The 15755-nt window shown below is 65.0% G+C and carries 16 protein-coding genes; 12 read left to right on the top strand and 4 right to left on the bottom strand.

Translation table 11 applies throughout. The features are described 5' to 3' along the window. Nucleotides 1-149: 149 nt before the first annotated feature. Nucleotides 150-695 carry an inorganic diphosphatase gene (gene ppa / locus QMX78_RS08970; protein ID WP_282268572.1) on the bottom strand — a complete coding sequence of 182 codons (546 nt, stop codon included), beginning with the start codon at nucleotides 693-695 and terminating at the stop codon, nucleotides 150-152. A 215-nt stretch (nucleotides 696-910) separates the two neighbouring features. Here ppa and QMX78_RS08965 point away from each other — a divergent pair, with 215 nt between their 5' ends. From QMX78_RS08965 to QMX78_RS08915, 11 genes are all read left to right on the top strand, one after another. Then, nucleotides 911-1411: an RNA polymerase sigma factor gene (locus tag QMX78_RS08965; RefSeq protein ID WP_282268570.1), complete on the top strand. Its 501-nt coding sequence runs from the start codon at nucleotides 911-913 to the stop codon at nucleotides 1409-1411. A gap of 88 nt (nucleotides 1412-1499) precedes the next feature. After that, nucleotides 1500-2471, top strand: a complete 972-nt coding sequence (locus QMX78_RS08960; RefSeq protein ID WP_282268569.1) for a FecR domain-containing protein — start codon at nucleotides 1500-1502, stop codon at nucleotides 2469-2471. A 126-nt stretch (nucleotides 2472-2597) separates the two neighbouring features. Next, nucleotides 2598-5513: a TonB-dependent receptor gene (locus QMX78_RS08955; protein ID WP_282268568.1), complete on the top strand. Its 2916-nt coding sequence runs from the start codon at nucleotides 2598-2600 to the stop codon at nucleotides 5511-5513. Nucleotides 5514-5692: 179 nt separating this feature from the next. Beyond that, complete coding sequence (locus QMX78_RS08950) at nucleotides 5693-6283, top strand: biliverdin-producing heme oxygenase (protein ID WP_282268566.1); 591 nt, start codon at nucleotides 5693-5695, stop codon at nucleotides 6281-6283. A 43-nt stretch (nucleotides 6284-6326) separates the two neighbouring features. Then, on the top strand, nucleotides 6327-6713 hold the full coding sequence (locus QMX78_RS08945; RefSeq protein ID WP_343239221.1) for a YbaN family protein: 387 nt from the start codon (nucleotides 6327-6329) through the stop codon (nucleotides 6711-6713). Continuing rightward, nucleotides 6713-6850 (top strand): hypothetical protein, encoded by a 138-nt coding sequence (locus QMX78_RS08940; RefSeq protein WP_282268564.1) that lies wholly within the window; start codon nucleotides 6713-6715, stop codon nucleotides 6848-6850. The genes QMX78_RS08945 and QMX78_RS08940 overlap by 1 nt, the downstream gene beginning before the upstream one ends. Next, nucleotides 6840-7556 (top strand): tonB-system energizer ExbB, encoded by a 717-nt coding sequence (gene exbB / locus QMX78_RS08935; protein WP_282268563.1) that lies wholly within the window; start codon nucleotides 6840-6842, stop codon nucleotides 7554-7556. Before QMX78_RS08940 ends, exbB begins: the two co-directional genes overlap by 11 nt. A gap of 9 nt (nucleotides 7557-7565) precedes the next feature. Then, nucleotides 7566-7991 carry a TonB system transport protein ExbD gene (gene exbD, locus QMX78_RS08930; protein WP_282268562.1) on the top strand — a complete coding sequence of 142 codons (426 nt, stop codon included), beginning with the start codon at nucleotides 7566-7568 and terminating at the stop codon, nucleotides 7989-7991. Next, a complete protein-coding gene (locus tag QMX78_RS08925) occupies nucleotides 7988-8728 on the top strand; it encodes an energy transducer TonB (protein WP_282268561.1) in 741 nt (246 codons plus the stop codon). The genes exbD and QMX78_RS08925 overlap by 4 nt, the downstream gene beginning before the upstream one ends. Nucleotides 8729-9059: 331 nt before the next feature. Further along, nucleotides 9060-10280, top strand: a complete 1221-nt coding sequence (locus tag QMX78_RS08920) for a helix-turn-helix domain-containing protein (protein ID WP_282268560.1) — start codon at nucleotides 9060-9062, stop codon at nucleotides 10278-10280. Between the two features lie 47 nt (nucleotides 10281-10327). Next, the gene (locus QMX78_RS08915) at nucleotides 10328-10996 is read left to right on the top strand and encodes a glutaminyl-peptide cyclotransferase (RefSeq protein WP_282268559.1); all 669 of its coding nucleotides are present in this window, start codon (nucleotides 10328-10330) and stop codon (nucleotides 10994-10996) included. 184 nt (nucleotides 10997-11180) lie between these two features. On the opposite strand, the gene QMX78_RS08910 is transcribed toward QMX78_RS08915, so the two are convergent. Next, the gene (locus tag QMX78_RS08910) at nucleotides 11181-13208 is read right to left on the bottom strand and encodes a sodium-translocating pyrophosphatase (RefSeq protein ID WP_282268558.1); all 2028 of its coding nucleotides are present in this window, start codon (nucleotides 13206-13208) and stop codon (nucleotides 11181-11183) included. Nucleotides 13209-13450: 242 nt separating this feature from the next. Between QMX78_RS08910 and QMX78_RS08905 the strand changes: the two genes are divergently transcribed. After that, nucleotides 13451-13957 (top strand): hypothetical protein, encoded by a 507-nt coding sequence (locus tag QMX78_RS08905; protein WP_282268557.1) that lies wholly within the window; start codon nucleotides 13451-13453, stop codon nucleotides 13955-13957. Between the two features lie 37 nt (nucleotides 13958-13994). On the opposite strand, the gene QMX78_RS08900 is transcribed toward QMX78_RS08905, so the two are convergent. Next, nucleotides 13995-14588 carry a DUF2846 domain-containing protein gene (locus QMX78_RS08900; RefSeq protein ID WP_282268556.1) on the bottom strand — a complete coding sequence of 198 codons (594 nt, stop codon included), beginning with the start codon at nucleotides 14586-14588 and terminating at the stop codon, nucleotides 13995-13997. A gap of 4 nt (nucleotides 14589-14592) precedes the next feature. Then, the gene (locus QMX78_RS08895; protein ID WP_282268555.1) at nucleotides 14593-15306 is read right to left on the bottom strand and encodes a hypothetical protein; all 714 of its coding nucleotides are present in this window, start codon (nucleotides 15304-15306) and stop codon (nucleotides 14593-14595) included. Nucleotides 15307-15755 lie beyond the last annotated feature (449 nt).

Here is a 15755-nt window from a genome sequence, read left to right as displayed (position 1 = left end):
TGGACAAAACGCAAAATCCGCACAAAAAAACAGGCCGGAAACCGGCCTGTCAATGTAGCTGCTCGCTGGCAAAGGGTCATGCCCTCTGCAAGGAAAACGTGATGGTTGTCGCTACGCAGGGCCCGTGTTACGGCCCTGCGCCGGCACAATCAGACGTCCTGTTCCTGGGTGGCGAGGTAGGTCTTGTGCGCCTCGCTGAGGATGCGCTTGGCTTCGGCGGCGTCGCCCCAGCCTTCGATCTTGACCCACTTGCCCTTTTCCAGGTCCTTGTAGTGCTCGAAGAAGTGGCCGATGCGCTCCAGCCAGTGGCTGGACACCTGGGCGATGTCTTCGACGTGGGCGTAGCCGCTGAAGATCTTGGCGACCGGCACGGCCAGGATCTTCTCGTCGCTACCGGCTTCGTCGCTCATCTTCAGCACGCCGACCGGGCGGCAGCGCACGACCGAGCCCGGGACCAGCGGCAGCGGCAGCACCACCAGCACGTCGGCCGGGTCGCCGTCGCCGCACAGGGTCTGCGGCACGAAGCCGTAGTTGCAGGGGTAGCGCATCGGCGTGGACAGGATGCGATCGACGAACATCGCGCCGCTTTCCTTGTCCATTTCGTACTTCACCGGCTCCGAATCCTTCGGGATCTCGACGATGACGTTGATTTCTTCCGGCGGGTTCTTGCCCGGCGAGACCAATTTCAGGCTCATTGCGCTGACTCCGAATCGTTGTTGGTTGAAAAAGAGCTCCATTCTACGCGCACCACTATTGCGGCGCACCAAACCCGACTGGCTGGCCGGTCCGGGGGGGCAAGGGGGAACACACTGTCGCGCAATACATATGAGAACCATTATCATTATGCGGATATCCTTGTCCGCCCAAGGCTGCCTGACGCAGGCGGCCTGCCTTGCCTTAACAGCCCCCCATGTCCAGCAATGCCACCACCTTGACCGAACTGCTGATCCGCGAACGCCCGGCCTTGCTGCGTCTGGTGCGCCAGATCCTCGGTAGCGACGGCGGCGCGGACGACGTCATCCAGGGGGTGTGGTTCAAGGTCCGCGGGGTCGGCAATGAGCCGGTGATCGGCAATCCGCGCGCCTACCTGTACCGGCTGGCCAGCAACCTGGCCACCGATCACGGCCGTGAACGTACGCGGCGGCTGCGCCTGCAGGCCGAGAATTACCTGTGGGGAGCGGACGAGGTGCTGTCCACCGAAGAGCAGGTGATGGCGCAGGATGAGCTGGCGCGGGTACTGGAAGCGGCCGACCACCTGCCCGAGCCCACCCGCAGCATGTTCCGCCTGAACCGCCTGCAGGGGCTGACCCAGCCGGAAGTGGCGCGGCGCATGGGGGTCTCGGTGACCACCGTCGAAAACCACCTGCGCCTGGCTCTGCAACGCCTGGCCTGGGCGCGCAGCGGCGACTAGCCTCGCAGCTACCCTTGGGGATGCGGCGCCGCCAATCGTCTTGTATTCCGTCCGTACCCACCAACAGCATCACCACCTGAGCCAGCCCATGCGCCCGCCGTCCTCTTCCGTCCCGCCCGAGAATCCCGTTGCGCAGCAGGCGCGCGACTGGGTGCTGCGGCTGGCATCGGGAACCATGGGCGAGCCTGACATGCAGGCGTTCGAGCAATGGCTGCTGCAGCCCGGGCACCGCCACGCGTTTGAACATGAACGCGTGCTCTGGCGCAGTCTCGCTGCCCGCCCGCAGACCACGGTGCTGGTGCAGCGCCCGCAGCGGCATGCGCAGCGGCGCTGGTTGGCGGCGGTGGCGGTGCTGGCGCTGTTCTGCGGGGTGATGTCGGCGCCGGAGCTGGCGCTGCGCATGCGCGCGGACCACCGCGCGGATGTGGCCATCCAGCATGTCCGCCTGCCCGACGGTTCAACCGCGGTACTGGATGCTGGCGCCGCTATTGCCGTGCATTACGGCGAGGCCACCCGGCGTATCGAGCTGCTGCGTGGGCGCGCCTGGTTCGAGGTTGTGCCGCAAGCCGGCGCACCCTTCCGCATTACCGTCGGTGATGGCGTGGTGGAGGATATCTCCACCGCATTCGTGGTCAGCCGGGAAGCTGATCGCGTCGATACCGCGGTCGAACAGGGGCGAGTGCGGGTAGCAGCACGCCCTGACCAGGGCTGGATGTACCTGCAGGCAGGCCAGGCCGCGGGCTGGAGCAATGGCGGCGTTGCCGAGCGCGGCGCGGAGTTTGCGCCTGATCATGTCGCTGCATGGCGACGCGGCGAGCTGTTGCTGGAGAACGTGCCGGTGACGCAGGTGCTGGCTGAGTTGGGGCGTTATCGGCCTGGCCATGTATTCGTGCGTGGCGATCTGTCGGCGTTGCCGCCGATCAATGCCGCGTTGCGTCTGGATCAACCCGAGCAGGCGCTGGACGCGCTGGCCGCGGGCAGTGGCTTGCAAGTGACGCGGTTGCCGTTCGGCATCGCCATCGTGCAGGCACAGGAAAACGAGCTGCCAGCGCGTCGCTAGCTGAGCTGGGCGATTGATCTTGGGGGTTTGCCCGGTTCATTCGTCTTAACCCCGACCGTACCTCAGCCGCCGCCACGTACGTCGAACCTCCGCCGCCTGATTGCGGCTTCGACAACAGGATTTTCAATGCCCAGTTCTTTCCGCGCCGGCCCACGCCTGCGCCTGTCCCGTCTGCACGTCGCGATGCTGGCCGCCGGCCTGGCAGTGATGACGCCAGCCGTTCCCGCAATGGCGCAGGCCACCGTGGCCAGCGCCAGCGCACAGTTTGATATCCCAGCGCAGCCGCTTGCTGCAGCACTGGGTGAGTACATGCGTCAGTCTGGCGTACAGGTGGCCTATGCCGCAGCCCTGGCTGACGGTGCGACCTCGGCACCGGTCTCCGGCCAGTTGGCACCATCAACGGCGCTGCAGCAGCTGCTGCGCGGCACCGGCCTCGCTGCCCGCCGCAGCGGCAATGGTGCGGTGACGCTCGAAAAGCTGCCGGCCGGTGCCAACGCGGACGACCTGGTCGTGACCGGCACGCTGAGCGTGGCCGGTGATCAGCGCGGTGGCGAAGGCAGCGGCAGCGATGCCGCGCGCTTGCTCGATACTTACCGCACCACCGGTTCGACCGCCTACATCCCGCAGCAGACCATCGAACGCTTCCGTGGCACCTCCACCGCCGACATCATCAAGGGCGTGGCCGGCGTCACCGCCGGTGACCCGCGCGTGGGCAACGCCCTGGACGTGAACATCCGTGGCATCCAGGGGCAAAGCCGCATCCCGGTGATCATCGATGGTGGCCAGTCCACCATGGATACCTACCGTGGTTACGCTGGCCAGTCGCAGCGCACCTACCTCGATCCGGACCTGATCTCCAACATCACCATCACCAAGGGGCCGAGCCTGCAGGCAAATGCCTCCGGCGGCATCGGTGGCCTGGTCGAGATGGAGACCTTGAAAGCGGATGACGTGCTGCGGGAAGGCCGTGACAGCGGCATCCGCGTGCGTACCGGCCTGGCCAACAACAGCGCCAACAACGTGCCCGACTACAGCGCTGCGCCGCGCACCGACCGCAACGCCACTGGCAACCAGTTCGCCAACGTGGCCGTGGCCCAGCGCTGGGACCGTTTCGACCTGGTGGCGGCGTATGCCTGGCGCGATACCGGCAACTACTTCGGCGGCAAGCACGGCTATGACGACTTCCCGCAGACCCGGCGCACGCTGGCACCACTGAACCCGCCGCGCACCGAAGTGTTCAATACCTCCTCGCGTTCGGAATCGGCGCTGCTCAAGGGCACCTGGCGCATCGACGATGCGCAGACGCTGGAACTGGGCTATCGCCGCTATGAAGGCACTGCCGGCGAGATCATGGCCTCGCAGATCATCCGCGTGGACCGCGATCGCGTGCCGCAGTGGGACCCGGGCCATGTCGACATGGACAGCTACAGCCTGCGCTACCGCTTCAATCCGGACAGCGCCTTGGTCGACCTGCGTGCAAACGCCTGGTACACCGATGCCGAAAGCCTGATGTACAACAGCCTGACCGGCATCACCCCGTGGTACTTCGATCGCCGAACCGAGTGGTATGACGCGCCGAGTTTCAGCGGCAACCCCGGCTACAAGGATGCCTATGCCAACCCGCTGAAGCAGCAACGCTTCGGCCTGGACGTGAGCAATACCTCGCTGCTGGAAACCAGCGCGGGTCTGTTCACCTTCGACTATGGCCTGTCGCTCAGCGACGAGGATATCCGCCCGAACTCGCCGATCATGCATGACGATCTGGTCAACAACCGCTTCCTGCGCAATGCCGAGCGCAAGGAATACAGCGCGGTCGCATCGATCAAGTGGGAACCCAATGAACACTGGGAATTCATGGCCGGTGGCCGCTGGAACCGGGTCAATGTGCATGACCGCAATCGGCTGGCGACCGAGGACAAGTTCGAGGCCCAGGGTCAGTACCGCTACACCCAGCTGCTTGACGGTGACCCGAGCCTGCCGTCATGGCGTGCCAAGCGCATCGCGATGCTGAACTGGTACCCGGATGCCAATGGCAACTTCACCGAAGCGTCGCTGCTGGCCTCGCCGTACAAGAAGGGCACGGTGGCCGATATCGGTGGCTGGAACTTCTACGACGCCGATGCCGCGGAGGACCTGATGGTGCCGGTGAGCTGGACCTGGTCCAAGCCGATCAAGCGCCGCGACAGTGCGTTCTCGCCGACTGCAAGCGTCACCTACCACTTCGATGACGACAGCATGGTCTACCTCAAGTACGCCGAGGGTACCAAGCTGCCGAGCCTGTTCGAGACCACGCTGGGCCTGTTCACCGCCGCCAAGCCGGTGGGCGAACTGAAGCCCGAGCGCTCCGGCAGCTGGGAAATCGGCGCCAGCACCATCAAGCGCGATCTGTTCGCCAATGGCGACCAGCTGGCACTGAAGCTGGCCTACTTCGATACCCGCGTGGATGACCTGATCACCCGCGATTACCGCACGCTGTCGGCTGGCTTGATCCGCAATGTGGATCGCTTCAAGGTGTCGGGCATGGAGTTCCAGTCCAACTACGATGCCGGCAAGGTGTTCGCCGACCTGTCCGCGCACTACTACTTCAAGGCCAAGACCTGCGCGCCGGATATTGCTGCAGAGCGCCGTGCCTACGGACAGGCGCGCAACATCGAGGAATTGAAGAACACCCCGAACTGCGTGGACGGTGGCTTCGAGGGTTCCTACAGCAATACCCAGAACCCGCCGCGTTACACGGTCAACATGACCCTGGGTTCGCGCCTGTTTGACGAACGGCTGACCTTCGGTACCCGCGTGGTGCACAACGCCGGCCCGATCAGCAAGCTGGACAAGGAATGGAACGTCGGCCTGTCGGCGATCCAGCAGCTGTACCGCCCGGCGACCATCGTCGACCTGTTCGCCAGTTGGTCGTTCAACGACCAGTGGAACCTGGACGTGAACCTGGACAACGCCACCGACCGTTACTACCTGGACCCGCTGGCGTTGGGCATCCTGCCGGCGCCGGGCCGTACCGCGCGGATGGCACTGACCTTCCGCTATTGATGGATAGGGTGTGATCGATGCAGCAGGTGATCCCGGCGCGGCAGCGCCGGGATCGCCGGTTGCAGCACACCATGCAGGCTACTTGGGGGAAGGACCCCGGCAGACGTCTCAATCAGGACGACCGGCCATTCCATCAAAAGATGCAGCCGGTTTCCCCCTCCGCTTCGTTGTTGCAGACCATGACCACGACCGAAACCATTGCAGCTCCCACCCGTAGCCAGCGCCTGAAGGCGGCTACCAGCACCACCCACGATTCGCTGGACAAGCGGATCATGTCCGAGGACATCTTTGCCAGCCGCGAGCGCTTCGCCAAGTTCGTGCGCGTGCAATACCGTTTCCACCGCGACATCCAGGCGCTGTATGCAACGCCGTTGCTGCGCGCGCTGTTGCCGGATCTTGAACAGCGCCAGCGCCTGCAGCAGATCGTTGCTGATCTGGGTGACCTGCAACAGGACGTTCCCGCCGACAGCGCCGCCGTCATCCCCGACGACATCGAGCTGCCGCAGGCGCTGGGTTGGCTGTACGTGGCTGAAGGCTCCAACCTCGGTGGCACCATCCTGTTCAAGCTGGCTGGCAAGCTGGGCTTGGGCGCGGCGTTTGGTGCCAGCCACCTGGCCGCGCATCCGGATGGCGCCGCCCGCCACTGGCGTGAGTTCACTGCGTCGCTGGATGGCATCAGCATGACCGAAGCGCAGGAAGCGGCGGCCATCGAAGGCGCCAATGCTGCGTTCCGCACGGTGCGTGGCTACGTCGAGCAGGAATTCGCCTGATGCAGGGGGACGCACCAGCAGCCACCATGAAGGCAGCGACGTGATCCGCTGGCTGTGGTTCTGCATGGGCTGGTTGATGGTGGCGCTGGGCGTGATCGGTGCCTTGCTGCCGGTGATGCCGACCACCATCTTCCTGATCCTGGCGGTGTGGTGCTTCTCCAAATCCTCGCCACGCTTTGAAGCGTGGTTGCTGCAGCATCCGCGCTACGGTCGGCCGTTGCGGCTGTGGCGCGAGCAGGGCGCGGTGAGCCGCAAGGGCAAGTGTTTTGCCGCTGGCGGCATGGCGCTGGGCTATGTGCTGTTCTTCATCGGTGCGCATCCGAGCTGGAAGCTGGCTGTGCCGGTGGCCGTATTCTTCCTGGCCAGTGCTGCCTATGTGCTGTCGCGGCCCAGCCCGCGCGAGCCGGTGGACGGCGAGGAGCGGCCATGATGCAGTCCACCGCTACCGATACGCAGCAGGTGGTGCCGTGCAGACACGACGCCATCTTGTACAACGTTCAACGCACCAGCCAGATCGCCAGTGCGACTTTCTTCCACGACGATCCGGAATCTTTCCATGCACGCTGACATTTCCTCGACCGCTACCACACAGGCACTCACGCCCTGGGCCATGTACCAGTCCGCCGACTGGGTGGTGCAGGCGGTGATGATCTGCCTGGCATTGGCATCGCTGGCAACCTGGACGGTCCTGATCGCCAAGACATTGGAGCTTGGTCGTATCGGCCGTGAGCTGCAGGCCGCGCGCGAGGTGCTGGAGGTCAGCGGCAGCCTCGACAACGCGGAGGCGCAGCCGTTGCTGCAGCAATCGGACCTTGCACGCAGCATGCTGGGTGCGGCGCGTACCGAGCTGGCCTTGTCCGCCGATGCGCAGGGCCATGATGGCGTCAAGGAACGTCTCGGTTCGCGGCTTGAGCGCATCGAGCTGGGTAACAGCCGGCGCCTGCGCAGCGGTGTCGGTCTGCTGGCCAGCATCGGTGCGGTGGCACCGTTCGTCGGTCTGTTCGGCACCGTGTGGGGCATCATGAACAGCTTTGTCGGCATCGCCGCGTCCAACACCACCAATCTTGCCGTGGTTGCACCGGGCATTGCCGAAGCCTTGCTGGCCACCGCGATGGGCCTGGTCGCGGCAATTCCCGCGGTTGTGATCTACAACCACTTCAGTCGCCGCCTGCTGAGCCTGCGGGCATTGGGCGGTGACATCTCCGCCAGCGTGCAGCAGATCGTCTCGCGCGATCTGGATTGCGGCCGCGCGTTGCCGCGCGACGCGCGCTGAGGCCTGGCAATGGCAATCCGTACTTCCCGCGAGTCCGACGACGAAGCGCTGGACGAAGCACACGAGATCAATGTCACACCGTTCATCGACGTGATGCTGGTGTTGCTGATCATCTTCATGGTGGCCGCGCCGCTGGCCACCGTCGATGTGCCGGTGGAACTGCCGGCCAGCAGCGCCAAACCACAGCCGCGCGATGCCGAGCCGCTGTTCCTCACCGTGCAGGCCGATCTATCGCTGCGCGTTGGTGAGACTGCGGTGTCGGCTGACGCGCTGGCGGCGGAACTGGAGAAACGCACCCAAGGTGATCATTCGCAGCGCATTTTCCTGCGTGCAGACCGTTCGGTCAGCTATGGCGACCTGATGGAAGCCATGAACCTGCTGCGTCGCGCCGGTTACCTGAAAGTGGCGCTGGTCGGGGTAGAGCAGTCGCCGTGACCGCCGCTACTGCATCCTCCCGCCTGCGTTGGGGTGGCAGCTTTGCGCTGGCGCTGCTGCTGCACGCCGTGGTCATAGGCGCGGCGCTGTGGTGGAGTCTGCGCACGCCGCCCGTGCTGGCCGATCAGCAACCGTTGGAAGCGGTAATGGTCGATCTGGCCGAGACGCCCGAGGCTCCACCCGCCGCACCAACCGAGATCCCGCAGGGCCCGCCGCAGCAGGAGCAGCAACGCAGCGAGCCGACCCCGGCGCCGCGCGTGGAACGCGAGCCACCGCCGCAGGAGCCGGAGGTGGTTGACGCTTACGTGCCGCCGCAACCGCGCGAACAGGTACCTGCCTCCGACGCCCACACCGTTGACCAGACCCTGGCGCCGCCAGATGTCAGCGCCAAGCCCAGTGAGCGCTACGCCGCCCGCCAGACCACGGCCGGGCAACAGGCGCAGGCCTCGGTTACCTGGCAAGGGCAGCTGCTGGGGCATCTGGAAAAATACCGCCGCTACCCACGCTTGGCCGAGCGTCTGCGCCAGCAAGGCGTGGCCTATGTGCGCTTCAGCGTGGACAGGCAGGGCAGGGTCAGCAATGCCCGGATCGGTCGCAGCAGCGGTCATGACAGCCTGGACGAGGCCACGCTGGAAACAGTGGCGCGCGCAACACCGGTGCCAGCACCGCCAGCGGACGTCGCTGGCGACCCGGTGGAGGTGATGGTGCCGGTGGAGTTCTTCATCAATCGCAGGTAGGCAGCAGCCTCCTGAGTACCCGGAGGCGCAGGCTGTCCCCTCTCCCGCAGGAAAGTGTGCTGTCCCCTCTCCCGCGTTGCGGGGGGGAGAGGGGCAGCTTGCGAACCACGGGTTCGCTGCCCATCGACCGACCTTGCGCCAGCGCAAGGGCCGGGGCGCGGAGCGGGGGTAGGGGTGAGGGCGCTCTCAGCGGCAATCCTGCAGCGCGACGGCATCCAAGCGTCGAGTCGATGGGTATTCACGGACATGGGCACGCCAGCCTTCTACGCGCCCATCGAACGGTGCAATAGCAGAAAGTGCATCTACGCCCGCCCGCAGTTAGCCTGCCCCCATGGATTCCCTGATTGCAGCTTCCGCACGCGCCCTGGTCACCGGTGATGTCCTCACCGCGCTGAAGCACGTTGCATTGCGTGACGATCCTCCTGCATTGGCGCTCCGCGGAATCGCGATGGCCCAGTTGGGGGACCTGAGCCGTGCACGCGAGCTACTGCGACGTGCGCAACGTGGCTTCGGCGCACACGAAGTCCTCGCACGCGCACGCTGCGGTCTGGCCGAAGCCGAAGTGGCGCTGGCGCTGCGGGAACTTGGCGGCAACTCCGAACCGCTGTCATCCATCGCGACCGTGCTTGATGCGCAGGGTGATGCGGCCAATGCACTGCAGGCCTGGTTGATCCTGGCGCGGCGAGCGCTGCTGCTGGGCAAGCTGGATGAAGCAGCGTATGCACTGGCCAGGTTGGAGGGAAGGCAGCTGCCGCCCGCGCTGAGCGCCATGGCTGATCTGACTGCCGCGACCTTGGCACTGCGCAGGATGCGAATTGCGCAGGCACGCGCGCTGCTGGAACGTGCACGGCTGGCTGCGGCGCAAGCAGGTGTAGCGGCGCTGCAGGCGGAAGTGGACGCAGCCCGCATCAAGTTGGACCAGCCGGCTGCGCGTTGCCTTGGCGCAGGTGCGGATCAGCTGCTGCGTATCGACCAGGTGCAGCAGCTGTTGGATTCCGGCGCACTGATCGTTGACGGGTGCCAGCGCGGCATCAGGTCTGGTGCAGGCTGGCAATCGCTGGCAAGGCGTCCGGTGCTGTTCGCGCTTGCCCGTGCGCTGGCCGAGGCCTGGCCGGGCGAGGTTGACCGCGATGTGCTGATAAGCCGCGCGTTTTCCATGCATCACTACGACGAGACGCTGCGCGCCCGGCTGCGTGTGGAGATCGGTCGCCTGCGCAGGCTCATCGCAGCCCAGGCGCAGATTGAAGCGACAGCCGCTGGCTTCCGCCTGTCGCCTTGTTCGGCGACCTCGGTGAAGGTATTGCTCCCGCCCATCGAGGGCGAACAAGGCGCACTGCTCGCGTTGCTTGCCGACGGCGCGGCCTGGTCGACCTCGGCACTGGGTTTGGCCTTGGGCCAGAGCCAGCGCAACGCGCAGCGGGCGCTGCTGGAGCTGGAGGCAGCAGGGCGTGTGTACGCGATTGGACGCGGACGAGCGCAGCGTTGGCGCGCGGTACCGCTGAGCAGATTCACGACGATCTTGTTACTCCCTGCTGCGCTGCCGATTGACTAGTGTCGCTGGCAGGCAGCCAATCGCGGACATGCCAGGAGATCGCAGCGATGAATACGGAAACCCTGAATCCCAAGGTTGCGGCGGCCAAGGTCCGCCCTGCCGAGGTGGTACGCAAGTACGGCCCATTCGCCGGTTCGGACACCATCAATGGCGTCAGCTTCGATGGTCACAACGTCTGGGCCGCCACTGGTGCGGCGCTGGTGGCCTTCGACCCGCGCGATGGCGGGACGGTGCGCAGCTTGGCCGTGCCTTGTGACGCCGGTACTGCGTTCGATGGAACCTATCTCTGGCAGATCGCCGAAGCGCGTATCGACAAGATCGATCCGCAAAGTGGCGAGGTGCTGGCATCGATCCCGGCACCGGGCAATGGAACGGATTCGGGCATGGCGTGGGCGGAAGGCAGCCTGTGGGTGGGACAGTACCGGCAGCGGAAGATTCACCAGATTGATCCGACCAACGGCAATATCCTGCGCACGATTGAATCCGACCGCTTCGTCACCGGTGTGACCTGGGTGGATGGGGAACTCTGGCATGCCACGGGCGAAGCAGGGCAGAGTGACATCCGTCGCCTGCAGGCCGATACCGGCGCGGTGCTTGAGCGCCTGCAGATGCCGGAAGGCATCAGTGTCAGTGGGCTCGAAGCGGATGGTGGCGAGCTGTTTTATTGCGGTGGTGGAAATGATGGTCGGGTGTATGCGGTGAAGCGGTCGGATTGAATGGAGTTGGTTGGGGTGTTTTACGTTTGGCTGATGCGATGTTAGCTTCGCGGCTGACGCCGCTCCTACAAGTGCTACGACGCTTCGTGCACTTTCCGGTCACCACGCTGCTCGATACAAGAGCCCCTCTCCCGCAAGCGGGAGAGGGGTTGGGGTGAGGGCAGCTTTTCGCTGTCAGGCAGAATTAAAGCAGTGGCACCAACAGCAGCGCGACAATATTGATGATTTTTATGAGGGGATTGATCGCAGGCCCTGCCGTGTCCTTGTACGGATCGCCAACGGTATCGCCGGTGACAGCGGCCTTGTGCGCTTCACTGCCCTTGCCGCCGAAGTGACCGTCCTCGATGTACTTCTTGGCGTTGTCCCAGGCACCGCCGCCGGTAGTCATCGAGATCGCCACGAACAGGCCGGTCACGATGGTGCCGATCAACAAGCCACCCAATGCCTTCGGCCCAAGCAGCAGACCGACCACCACCGGCACGGCAACCGGCAATAGCGAAGGCACGATCATTTCCTTGATCGCCGAGCGCGTGAGCATGTCCACTGCCTTGTGGTACTGCGGCTTGGCGGTGCCCTGCATGATGCCGGGGATCTCGCGGAACTGTCGGCGTACTTCTTCCACGACCGCACCGGCCGCGCGGCCCACCGCCTCCATCGCCATAGCGCCGAACAGATAGGGAATCAAACCGCCGATCAGCAGGCCGATGATCACCGTGTGGTCGGACAGATCGAAGGCGAAGGCCTCGCCCGGATGCGCCACCTGCAGGTTGTGGGTGTAGTCGGCGAACAGCACCAGTGCCGCCAATGCCGCCGAACCGATCGCATAACCCTTGGTTACCGCCTTGGTGGTATTGCCGACTGCGTCGAGTGGATCGGTGATATCGCGGATGTCCGATGGCAGCTCGGCCATCTCGGCAATGCCGCCGGCGTTGTCGGTGATCGGGCCATAGGCATCAAGCGCGACGATCATGCCGGCCATCGACAGCATCGCCGTCGCGGCGATGGCGATGCCGTACAGGCCGCCAAAATGGAAGGCCGACCAGATCGCCACGCAGACTGCGATCACCGGCAGTGCGGTGGATTTCATCGATACACCGAGGCCGGCGATGATGTTGGTGCCGTGGCCGGTGGTCGATGCCTGCGCCACGTGCTGCACCGGCTTGTACTGGGTGCCGGTGTAGTACTCGGTGATCCAGACGATCAGGCCGGTCAGCACCAGCCCGATCAAGGCGCAGATATACAGGTTGGTGGCACCGTGGCTGGAGTCGGCCATCAGCTGCGTGGTCACCGGCCAGAAGGCGATGGCGGCCAGCACGCCAGAGACGATCACGCCCTTGTATAGCGCGCCCATGATCGAGCCGCCTGCTTTCACCTTGACGAAGAACGCGCCGATGATCGAAGCGATGATCGACACGCCACCCAGCACCAGCGGGTACAGCACCGCGTTGCGGCCGACTTCGGCCATCATCATGCCGCCGAGCAGCATGGTGGCGATCACCGTCACCGCATAGGTCTCGAACAGGTCAGCGGCCATGCCGGCACAGTCGCCGACGTTGTCACCAACGTTGTCGGCGATCACCGCCGGGTTGCGCGGGTCGTCCTCGGGAATGCCGGCTTCGACCTTGCCGACCAGATCCGCGCCGACATCCGCACCCTTGGTGAAGATGCCGCCGCCCAGTCGCGCGAAGATCGAGATCAACGAGCTGCCGAACGCAAGCCCGACCAGCGCGTGCAGGTTGTCGGCCTGGCTCAAGCCCATGCGCTGCAGAATCAGGTAGTAGCCGGCCACGCCAAGCAGGCCCAGCCCGACCACCAGCATGCCGGTGATCGCACCGCCGCGGAACGCCACATCCATGGCCGCGCTCATGCCGTTGCGGGCCGCCTCGGCGGTGCGCACGTTGGCACGTACCGACACGTTCATGCCGATATAGCCGGCAGCACCGGACAACACCGCGCCGACCGCAAAACCGATCGCCGTGTACCAGCTGAGGAAGACGCCGACCAGTACGAACAACACCACGCCGACGATGGCGATGGTCAGGTACTGGCGGTTGAGGTAGGCCCGCGCGCCCTCCTGGATGGCGGCGGCGATTTCCTGCATGCGGGCATTGCCGGCAGGTTGGCGTAGGACCCATTGGGCCGAGATGATGCCGTAGACGATGGCGACAGCGGCGCAGACAAGCGAAAGCACAAGACCGTACTGTTCGAGCATGACCCCTCCAGCGTTGGTGGATGCCATCCAGCTGTGGATGAAGCGGGGACACGCCGGGTAGATCGAAGCACTGGAACAGACCCGGGCCGCGTGCGGCTGTGGTACGTGTCGCTGTGTTCAAACACTCTGAGGCGGCCTGAGTATGACTGCCAGCTGTCTCGACCGCCAGCCACCGCTGCTTGCTGTTGGGTTCAGTCGGATGCTGGCAACGTCGCGTATCTGTCCATGTGGAATCGCTGCCGATGAAAGCCCTGCTAGTCCTTGCCGTGACGGCCTTGTCGCCGCTGCCGTTGCTGGCGGCCAACGCCAAGCCCGAGATCGAACGCCCGGCAGCCAGCGCGCAGGCCACTGGCGCGGTGCATACCGTGCGGCAGATCCCAGAAGCCTGTACCCGCATCGAAGGCCGCTTCACCGGTACAGCGGCGCAGCCGTATGACATGCAGTTGGTGCGCACCAGCCCGCAGTGCCAGCCGCGTGCGGTGTTCCTGGATGCCAGCAAGGTCAATCCCAGCGAAGCGGCTGGCTGGAAGCTCAATGAAGTGGCACGTATTCCCTCGGCGTCCTGCAGTTCGCAGCAGGCGGTGATCGAGGTGTGGCGCAAGCCGGCCGGGCAGCAGGTGGCCCTGGACGGGCAGGGCCAGAACCGGGTCTATCTGGGCGATGCCAAGGCGCAGGCCGCAGCCGGGCGGTTGGCGGCATTGCCGGCGTACTCGGCGCGCCTGCAGATGGAAGGCAGACCCTGCCGCTGAGTGCGGCAGGATCAAGGCTGTTCTCCCGTTGCGCTGCTTACTCGCGCAGCTTCAGCTTGTCAGCCATGCCATTGAAGGTACCTTCGTCGGAAGGTGACAGGTTGGGGCGGCCAGCGAACACACCCATGGTGATCGTTCCCTGCACGAAGTAGGTCTCGCCTTCTTCCACTTCCATGCTCAGTACGTCTTTGGCTTCGGAGTGGACGGTGTATTCGTGGGTGCCTGGCTCAGCGAGGTGGATGAAATAGTTGCCACTGCGCAGCTTGCCCAGTTCCTGCTCACCTTCGCGGACCTTGAAGCCGATTGCGCCGCCAGTGAACTTTGACGGGCGGAAGAAGACGATCTGGGCCTTGTCGGCGGGGGCAGGGGCGATCAGCCCGCTGTGGGCAGCGGTCTCCCCTGCGACAGGGCTGTCGGCGACGGCAGCGTCAGCAGCCTGCGTTGGCGTGGCCGAGGTGTCGGCGGCTTCAGCTTCTTCAGGGGCGGTGGCTGACGGTGCGTCGGCCGGAGGCGCTTCCTGCGCGGTGACAGCGGCATCGCTAGCCGGCGGTGCCTGCACTTGTTGCGCGAACACACCGAACGGGGTGAGCAGACTGGCAGAAAGGACCACTGCGCACGAACGTAGACGCATCGAACTACTCCTTGGGTTGGACCGGGGTTTCCGGATGGGATGTAATGGCGGGTACTGCAGTTGCAGTGATCTTGTCCGGGGGTGCGGCAGCCGGATCGACCGCGCTTGCGGCACCTGGCTGGGCCAGGACTTTGATGTCGGCCGCGGACGCTGCGCTTGCAGCGGGTGCTGTTGCAGCCTTGGTTTTGGCGACGCCGCGCGTACCGGCGGGAATCACGATCTCCCTGCCCCTGATGAACATGGCGAACGGGCCCGCAGCGATTGATACGCCGATCGCCATGCCGCTGTTGTCATCGCCGGTTGCCCCGAGCTTGAAGCCACGTAGCAGCAGTGGGCCTTGTGCCGTTTCCAGCGTGCGTGCAGCAATCAACAGTTCGCCGGGAGCTCCACCACCGCGTGCGGCAGCTGCGTGCACGATTTCGCCAGTCCCACGGGTTCCGCGGGGCAGTCGTTCGACGCCGTCGAGAACCAGCGGTTCGGCCAGGGTGATGGCGAAAATGTCGCCGCGCTTGTGTGTGGAGGATGCCAGCGGTTCGGCGATTTCAATGAAAACCGGGATGCCCGCGGGAATCGCGGGAACGGCTTCAGTCGGCTCTGTCAGGTTTGCCTGCTCCACTGCCTGGGCCGTCGGTGAGACTTGTTGCTGGGTGACTGCGCCAGCGCATGTGGCATGCAGGACCAGCGCCACCGTGGCGTAGCGGAATATGACTGACGACATGTTGATAGGCCCCCCGCCTGAAGGGCTGATCGTAGCCGCTGCGGAGTAAATTTGAAATGCGTCAACCAGCCTTCCCGGGTAGCGTCAGGGAGGTGGCTGCGAAGGGCCGAAGCCGGAGTGCATCAGCCAGCGGTGGCGGTCCTGTCCTGCTGCGCCAATTGCTGGCCAACGCGGTAGCCTGCCGCGGCCAATCCGCAGACGATGAGAACGCCAAGCATCCCGATCAATATCTTGCGGAACATGCTGCACCGCCTGTGTGGAGACCTCGGGCGAAGAATGCGCCGCCCACCGGGGCGGCACACCTGTCTGAAGTAATGCGTGATCAGGCTTCACCGGTAGCGCCAGGCCATGCTCGGCTGGGGCGTTGCAGGGAAAGCACAACCGGTAGAGCCGAGCCATGCTCGGCTGGGGCGTTACCGGGAAAGCCTCTGCCGAGCATGGCTGGGCAC

This window comes from Stenotrophomonas sp. PS02298, from assembly GCF_029959445.1.
In the GTDB taxonomy this organism is placed as follows: Bacteria; Pseudomonadota; Gammaproteobacteria; order Xanthomonadales; family Xanthomonadaceae; genus Stenotrophomonas.
Note: the sequence above shows the minus strand (reverse complement) of the source record. Positions and strands in the feature narration are given on the sequence as shown.

Coding starts and splice junctions, on each gene's coding strand:
- ppa (WP_282268572.1), bottom strand. CDS start 695: ATGAGCCTGAAATTGGTCTCGCCGGGCAAGAACCCGCCGGAAGAAATC.
- QMX78_RS08965 (WP_282268570.1), top strand. CDS start 911: ATGTCCAGCAATGCCACCACCTTGACCGAACTGCTGATCCGCGAACGC.
- QMX78_RS08960 (WP_282268569.1), top strand. CDS start 1,500: ATGCGCCCGCCGTCCTCTTCCGTCCCGCCCGAGAATCCCGTTGCGCAG.
- QMX78_RS08955 (WP_282268568.1), top strand. CDS start 2,598: ATGCCCAGTTCTTTCCGCGCCGGCCCACGCCTGCGCCTGTCCCGTCTG.
- QMX78_RS08950 (WP_282268566.1), top strand. CDS start 5,693: ATGACCACGACCGAAACCATTGCAGCTCCCACCCGTAGCCAGCGCCTG.
- QMX78_RS08940 (WP_282268564.1), top strand. CDS start 6,713: ATGCAGTCCACCGCTACCGATACGCAGCAGGTGGTGCCGTGCAGACAC.
- exbB (WP_282268563.1), top strand. CDS start 6,840: ATGCACGCTGACATTTCCTCGACCGCTACCACACAGGCACTCACGCCC.
- exbD (WP_282268562.1), top strand. CDS start 7,566: ATGGCAATCCGTACTTCCCGCGAGTCCGACGACGAAGCGCTGGACGAA.
- QMX78_RS08920 (WP_282268560.1), top strand. CDS start 9,060: ATGGATTCCCTGATTGCAGCTTCCGCACGCGCCCTGGTCACCGGTGAT.
- QMX78_RS08915 (WP_282268559.1), top strand. CDS start 10,328: ATGAATACGGAAACCCTGAATCCCAAGGTTGCGGCGGCCAAGGTCCGC.
- QMX78_RS08910 (WP_282268558.1), bottom strand. CDS start 13,208: ATGCTCGAACAGTACGGTCTTGTGCTTTCGCTTGTCTGCGCCGCTGTC.
- QMX78_RS08905 (WP_282268557.1), top strand. CDS start 13,451: ATGAAAGCCCTGCTAGTCCTTGCCGTGACGGCCTTGTCGCCGCTGCCG.
- QMX78_RS08900 (WP_282268556.1), bottom strand. CDS start 14,588: ATGCGTCTACGTTCGTGCGCAGTGGTCCTTTCTGCCAGTCTGCTCACC.
- QMX78_RS08895 (WP_282268555.1), bottom strand. CDS start 15,306: ATGTCGTCAGTCATATTCCGCTACGCCACGGTGGCGCTGGTCCTGCAT.